At 74.0% G+C, this 6,768-nt stretch carries 3 protein-coding genes and 2 pseudogenes; 1 reads left to right on the top strand and 4 read right to left on the bottom strand.

Annotated elements, in window-relative coordinates; genetic code table 11:
- The 4 genes and pseudogenes from E1264_RS17705 to E1264_RS17690 form a co-directional block, all read right to left on the bottom strand.
- Nucleotides 1-320 (bottom strand): annotated as a pseudogene (locus E1264_RS17705) (hypothetical protein); the annotation flags it as partial.
- Nucleotides 321-322: 2 nt separating this feature from the next.
- Nucleotides 323-1,663 (bottom strand): VWA domain-containing protein, encoded by a 1,341-nt coding sequence (locus E1264_RS17700; RefSeq protein ID WP_132174805.1) that lies wholly within the window; start codon nt 1,661-1,663, stop codon nt 323-325.
- Nucleotides 1,660-2,988, bottom strand: coding sequence for a protein phosphatase 2C domain-containing protein (locus E1264_RS17695; protein WP_207935985.1), 1,329 nt, complete (start codon nt 2,986-2,988; stop codon nt 1,660-1,662). Before E1264_RS17695 ends, E1264_RS17700 begins: the two co-directional genes overlap by 4 nt.
- Entirely contained in the window at nt 2,985-5,429 is a 2,445-nt protein-coding gene (locus tag E1264_RS17690; protein ID WP_132174803.1) for a serine/threonine-protein kinase, read from the bottom strand. The genes E1264_RS17695 and E1264_RS17690 overlap by 4 nt, the downstream gene beginning before the upstream one ends.
- A 119-nt stretch (nt 5,430-5,548) precedes the next feature.
- Here E1264_RS17690 and E1264_RS17685 point away from each other — a divergent pair.
- A pseudogene (locus E1264_RS17685) lies at nt 5,549-6,757 on the top strand (RNA-guided endonuclease TnpB family protein); the annotation flags it as partial.
- Nucleotides 6,758-6,768 lie beyond the last annotated feature (11 nt).

The following is a 6,768-nucleotide window of genomic DNA, read 5'->3' as shown; positions in this document are numbered from 1 at the left end:
GGCGCGGGCTGGGACGGGGTCGCCGGGGCGGTCCGCGGTGTCGGCTTGCCGCCGCCCGTGGCGAAGTCGTAGCCGCACGCCTCGCAGAAGCGGTCGCTGCCGGGCGTCCCGCAGTCGGGGCACGGCGTCGGGCCGCCGCCCTGGCCTCGTCCGCCGCCCGGTGAGGTCGGCAGGCCCTGCGTGCCCAGCGGGCCGGACGCGCCCCCGCCGGACGCCGAGGCGCCGGACGCGGAGGCGGGCGACGACGGTTCGATGCGCTCGCCGCAGACGTCGCAGTAGTCGGACGCCTGCGAGGTGTGTCCGTTGGGGCAGCTCGCCATGCTCAGCCCTCGCCCCGGCGGGTGGTGACCGTCTCGTCCTTGCGCGTCCGGACGGTCTTGCTGGAGCGGGTGTCGAGCTCCATCTCGTGGGCCTTGTCGACGTCGCGCTTCAGCCGGACGGTGCCGGTCGCCTCGTCGACGACGTCCACGACGCGGCGCAGCATCGAGGTGATCTCGTCGTTCCCGGCCTCGTTCGCGAGCACCACGGCCCGGCCGAGCCGCGCGGTCGCGGTGTCGAAGTCGCCTTCCTTGCGGGCCTGCAGCCCCTCCTGGATGGCGGCGGCGAGCTCGGCCTGCCCGGTGTAGTGCGCCACCCGAGCGTTGATCCTGGTGGACTGCGCCTCGTCGTCCGTCCACTGCGCCAGGACGTTCCCGCTTGCCAGGACCTGCGCCTCCTCACCGGGCGCGCCCGGGACGACGAGCTTCACCCACGCGGCGCGCAGTTCCTTGCCGACCTCGCCGGGCGGCACCTCCACGCAGATGTGGTAGTCGCGGCTCTCCGCGCCCCACGCGCCGAGCGGGTAGTCCCCGGCCTGCGGCGCCGACTCGACGCGCTTGCCGGTGAGGTCCTCCACCGACGGCAGGACCTGCTTGACGAACCGGAGCCTCGCCGTCTGCGGCGTCCACACGCGCAGCGCGACGTCGGCGACGGACTTGCCCATCGCCGCCTCCGTCATCGCCCGGAAGTCGGCCTCCAGACCGGCCGGGTCGGCGACGATGTCGACGCTGCCGAGCAGCGCGGAGGCGATCTTGCGCAGCTCGGCGACCTCCCAGTCGGTGCCGACGCCGCGGCAGTCGCACACGAACCGGCCGTCGCAGCGGAACAGGACGGCGTCGAGCTCCTCGGCCGTCTCGTGCTGGTTCTTGCCGTCGGTCAGCAGGATCGCGTGCCGGAGGCCGCCCTGCGCCTGGTCGAACAGCTCGTCGGCGAGCCGCAGCCAGGAACCGATCGCGGTGCCGCCGGACGCCTTCAGCTTGTTCAGCGCCACCTTGGCCTGCTCCCGGCTCTGCGGGGAAGCCGCGACCAGGCCGGGCTGCGCCGGGAACACCATCTTCGCGGTGTTGGAGCCGGAGATCACCGCGAACTCGACGCCGTCGCGCAGCGTGTCGATCGCGACCTTCGCCGCCTTGACCGCCGCGCGCAGCTTCGTCTCGGGATAGGACATCGACCCGGAGGTGTCGATGATGATGACCTCGGACGCTTTGGTCGACGGCGGGACCGCCGCCGCGGCCCCCTCGGCCGCCGTCGCCTCCACGGACACGATGGCGTGCACCTCGCGGCCGCCCTCGGGCAGGAACTTGTTCTGGTCGATCTTGACGGTGAATTGCGGCTGCTCGCTCATCGGGGCTGCTCCGTGCTCTGCGTCGTGCCTTCGTGGATGCGGCTCTGCGGGGCGGCGGCGGGGGACGGAAGCGGGATGACGGCGACCGTGATGTTGTCGCGGCCGCCCGCGTCGAGGGCGTGGCGGACCAGCGCCCGCGCGACGCCGAGCGGATCGGCGGACGGGTCGTGGCCTGGTCCGGGCGCGGCTCCGCCCGGGGGCGCCTGGTCGTCGGGTCCGGCGGTGAGGAGCGCCGCGAGGTCTCCTGCCGCCGGGAAGTAGTTCCACAGGCCGTCGCTGCACACCAGCAGCGTGCCGGGGCCCGCCGGGCGGAACGAGGCGACGTGCGGGCCGACCTCCCCGGCGTCCGCGCCCAGCCAGGCCGTGATGACGTGCGCGTTCGGGTGCGCCTCCGCCTCCGCCTCGGTCAGCGAGCCCTCGGCGACCATGAACGCGGCCCACGAGTCGTCCTCGGTGAGCCTGCGGGACGGGCCGAGCTCGGCCATGTCGCCGGTGCTGACCTCCTCGTCCGGGAGCGCCGGGTCGGGGGTGCCGCCTTGGCCCTCGCCTTCGCCCTCGCCTGCCGCTTCGCCCTCGCCGGACTCGACGGAGCCGTCCGCGGACAGCCAGTAGGCGCGGCTGTCGCCGATCCACCCGACCGTGATCCCCGTGCCGCGCGTCACCGCGGACACGTAGGTGCACGACGGCGCGTCCGTCGGCGACGTGGCCAGCGCGGCGACGGCCGCGGCGGCCCTGAGGGCGGCGGCGCGGGTGGCGGCCTCCGGGTCCTCACCTGCGTCGAGGAGCGCGACCAGCTCCGCGGCGCCCGTCTCGGCGGCGGTGCGGGACGCGTCCTCGGGACGCTGCGAGGAGCCGACGCCGTCCGACACCACGGCCGCGATCCCGGCGGAGTGGGCGGCGATGGCGAGCGCGTCCTCGTTGCGGCTGTAGCGCCGCCCGCGGTCGCTCGCCCCCGCCGCCATCACCGGCCGCGTCCCGTTGTGGACGCCGGCCCCCGCCCCGGTCGCGGGGATCTCGATCTCGACGTGGTCGCGCTCGGCGGGCTGGCGCAGGCCGCAGGACTCGCAGTAGCCGTCCGCGTCGATCGCCGTCCCGGCGCACCCCGCGCACGGGCCCGCGGGCGCCGGGCCGGGCTCGGGCGGCGAGGAGGCCGCGGGCTGCCCGATCGTCGCGTCCGGACGCCCCGCAGCGGTGGCCTCGGCGGGCGGGGCGTCGGCGAGGCGGTGCCCGCACTCCTCGCAGAAGACCTCGCCCGGGTAGACGATCTCGCCGCACACCGGGCAGGACGGCTCCGCGGCCTTCGCCGCGTGCTGGTCGCCGGTCACAGCAGCGTCCTCGGGCGGACGGCGTTGGCGGAGTCGACGAGCCGCCGGCACTCGTCCCGGTCCCGGGTGCGCCGCGCCAGCTCGCGGTAGGTCCGCTCCAGCAGGCGGCGCAGCTGCGGCTCCGCGAGCGGGGTGCCGAGGACGGACCCGCCCCGCGTCCCGCCCGCCGCGCCCGGCCCGTCGAGGAGCCAGTCGAGCGCGGCCTCCAGCACCTCGGCGGCGAGGCGGTCGCGGCGCTCCCCGTCCAGGTCGAGGGCGGTGAGGCGGTCACCGGCCGCGACCAGCTCGGCCGCCGAGAGCTCCGCGGGCGCCCGCCCGCGCACCGCCGTCGCGACCGCCGCCACCTGCGCGGGCAGGTACCGGATCGATATCTTCGGCACCGAGTCCAGCGCGGCGACGGCGGCGGCCCGGTCGCCCGCCGCCAGATGGACGCGGGCGAGGCCGAACGCGGCGTTGATGTAGCTCTGGTCGGTGCGCCACACCGTCTCGTACAGGCGGACGGCCTCGTGCGGCGCCGTCCGCTCACGGCAGTAGGCGAGGGCCAGCTTGGGCGCGGCCTCGCCCGGCAGCAGCCCGTACAGGCGGTCGAACCAGGGCTCGGCCTCGGCGACCCGGCCCTGCGCGAGGAGCCCGACGGCGCGGTACCAGTCGACCCGCCAGTCGCCGGGACGTTCGGCGTCCAGCTCGTCCAGCAGCGCCTGCGCCTCGGTCGCCGCGCCCAGCTCGATGTGCACGCGGGCGAGCGCGAGCCGCACCTCGACCGTGCGCTCGGGCGCGTTCTTCGCCGCCTCCACGACCTGCTCGGGCTCCAGCGCTGTGAGGCCCGAGACGAACGCGGAGGCCGGGTCGGACCCGTCCACCAGCGGAACGGGCAGCGCCGCCGCGGCCACCGCCGGCGGGACCGGCGGCAGCGCCGACTCCTCCGACTCGCCGCCCGCCATCCGCGTCGCGAACCGCTCGGGACCGAACAGTCCGGACGGGGCCGGACGCGGCACGCCGTCCTCGGCGGCCAGCACCTCGCGCAGCACGCCGGTGAGCTGCTCGGCCATCTCCGCCGCGTCCTGGAACCGCTCCGCCGGATCGTCGTGCGTCGCCCGGCGCAGGAACCGGTCGAACGACTCGAACCGCTGCAGCACCGGGACCTGCGAGCGCTCCGGCAGCGAGTGCGTGAACGTCCTGGTGAAGCCGCGGAACGGGAAGCTCAGCACGGCCAGCGCCCGCCCGACCGTGTACAGGTCGGACGAGACGGACGGCCCGGCGTCGGCGATCTCCGGCGCCTGGTAGCCGACCGTGCCGTAGATCGCGCCGCCGGGATCGTCCAGCCGCCGGACGCCGCCGAGGTCGATCAGCCGGAGCTGCTCCTCGGACTGGATCACGTTGTCCGGCTTGAAGTCGCAGTAGACCAGGCCCTGCGCGTGCAGGTACTCGAACGCGCGCAGCACCTCCAGCCCGTACGCGATGGCCTGCGCCAGCGGCAGGTGCTTCTCGCCCGAGGGCTGCGGCTGCTGGAGCAGGATGTCCTTGAGCGACTGGCCGCCGACGTACTCCATGACGATGTAGCCGTCGCCGTCGTGCTGGACGAAGTTGTAGATCTTGACGATGTTGGGGTGCTCGACCTCGGCGAGGAACGCGCGCTCCGCCGCGGCCGCCGCCATGGCGTCGGCGTCGCCGCTGTCCAGCAGGCCCTTGAGCACCACCCACCGGTCGCTGACGTTGCGGTCCTTGGCCAGGTAGATCCAGCCGAGACCGCCGTGCGCGAGGCAGCCGAGCACGTCGTACTGCCCGCCGAGGAGATCGCCCGGACGGAGCTTCGGCGTGAACGAGAACTTGGTCCCGCACTTCGGGCAGAAACCCTCGGTGCGGCCCGGCTGCCCGCCGCGTCCCCGGCCGACCGGGTGGTCGCAGTTGCTGCAGAAGCGCTTGCCCTCCGCGACCTGCGGGTCGCTCATCACGGCGGTGGACGGGTCCCGGTACGGGACGCGCGGCACCTCGACCAGCCCCGCGCCGAGCATGCCCCGGCGGGCCGACGACCGCGCCGACCCGGTGCGGGTGCTGCCCGTCCGCGTGGTTCCGGAGGTGCCGCCCGTGCTCGTCCTGCCGGACGTCCCCGCCCGCGCGGTGAGCGTCGTGTGGGCGGGCGGGGAGCCGCACACGTCGCAGTAGCCGTCCATGATCGTCCCGGTGCAGTTCGGCATCCGGCACGCGTCGGGCGGCAGCGCGACCGGCATCCGCGGCGCGGGCACACCGGCGGCGCTCGCCGGGGGATTGCCGCAGACGTCGCAGTAGCCGTCCGAGATCGTCCCGCCGCATCCGGGCTGCGTGCACCCGTTCGGCGAGGGCGGCGAGGCGGGCGGCGGCCCGGACGGCGCGGCCACGCCGCACTGGAGGCAGTACCCGCCGTCAATGGTCCCGGTACAGCCCGGCTCCGTGCACTGGCTCATCGTTCTCCTTGAAGCGTGGAGACCCCCGCCGTCAGGCGTGAGGAGGAAACGCGGCACGGTGCCGCGGAAATGCGAACGTATGTGCGACTCTTGGTCACTGTCCGGGTATGATGTGTGACATGGGGCAGTCGGTGAAGCGGGCCTACAAGTACCGCATCTATCCGACCCCCGAGCAGGCCGCAGAGTTCGCCCGAACGTTCGGCTGCGTGCGCCTGGTCTACAACAAGGCCCTGGCCGAACGCTCTCGCGCCTACGCCGCCGACGGCCGCACGATCACCTACGCGCAGACCTCCGCGATGCTGACCGCGTGGAAGAAGACCCCGGAGCCGGCGTTCCTGAGCGAGGTGTCCTCGGTCCCGTTGCAGCAGGCCCTGCGGCACCTGCAAGCGGGGTTCGCCAACTTCTTCGCCAAGCGCGCCGGGCACCCGACGTTCAAGTCCCGCAAGAGATCGCGGGCGTCGGCCGAATACACCCGGTCGGCGTTCCGCTGGCGGGACGGGACACTGACCCTGGCCAAAATGGACGAGCCCCTGGACATTCGCTGGTCGCGTCCGCTGCCCCAAGGCGCGCAGCCGTCCACCGTCACCGTCAGCCGGGACACTGCGGGACGCTGGTTCGTGTCCATCCTGGTGCAGGAGACGATCAGCCCGCTGCCTCCGACCTTGCCGACCGTAGGCGTGGACGCCGGGATCACGTCCCTGGTGGCCCGGTCCACAGGGGAGAAGATCACCAACCCGCGGCACGAGCGGCGTGACCGGCGCAGGCTGGCCAAAGCCCAGCAGGCGCTGTCCCGCAAGGAGAATGGGTCGAAGAACCGGGACAAGGCCCGGCAGCGCGTGGCGCGGATCCATGCCCGGATCGCCGACCGCAGGCGGGACTTCCTGCACAAGCTCACCACTCGGCTCGTCCGTGAGAACCAAACGGTCGTGATCGAGGACCTCACCATCCGCACCATGCTCGGCAACCGTTCGCTCGCTCGCGCGATCTCCGACGCCGCCTGGCGCCAGATGCGCGGCATGCTGGAGTACAAGACCGGCTGGTACGGCCGTGAGCTTGTGGTGGTCGACCGGTGGTTTCCCAGCTCGAAGCTGTGCAGCGGGTGCGGGGCCCGGCAGGACGCGATGCCGCTGGGCGTCCGGTCGTGGGAGTGCTCGTGTGGCGCGGTGCACGACCGGGATGTGAACGCGGCCCGCAACATCCTCGCGGCCGGGCTGGCCGAGAGGTGAAACGCCTGTGGAGCCGGTGTAAGACCTCATGGGCGTGAGTCCGGCGGGCGACTGGCGGCGAAGCAGGAAACCCGACCCGCGAGGGTCGGAATCCCCCGGCTTCAGCCCTGGGG

Source organism: Actinomadura sp. KC216, from assembly GCF_004348535.1.
In the GTDB taxonomy this organism is placed as follows: Bacteria; Actinomycetota; Actinomycetes; order Streptosporangiales; family Streptosporangiaceae; genus Spirillospora.
Note: the sequence above shows the minus strand (reverse complement) of the source record. Positions and strands in the feature narration are given on the sequence as shown.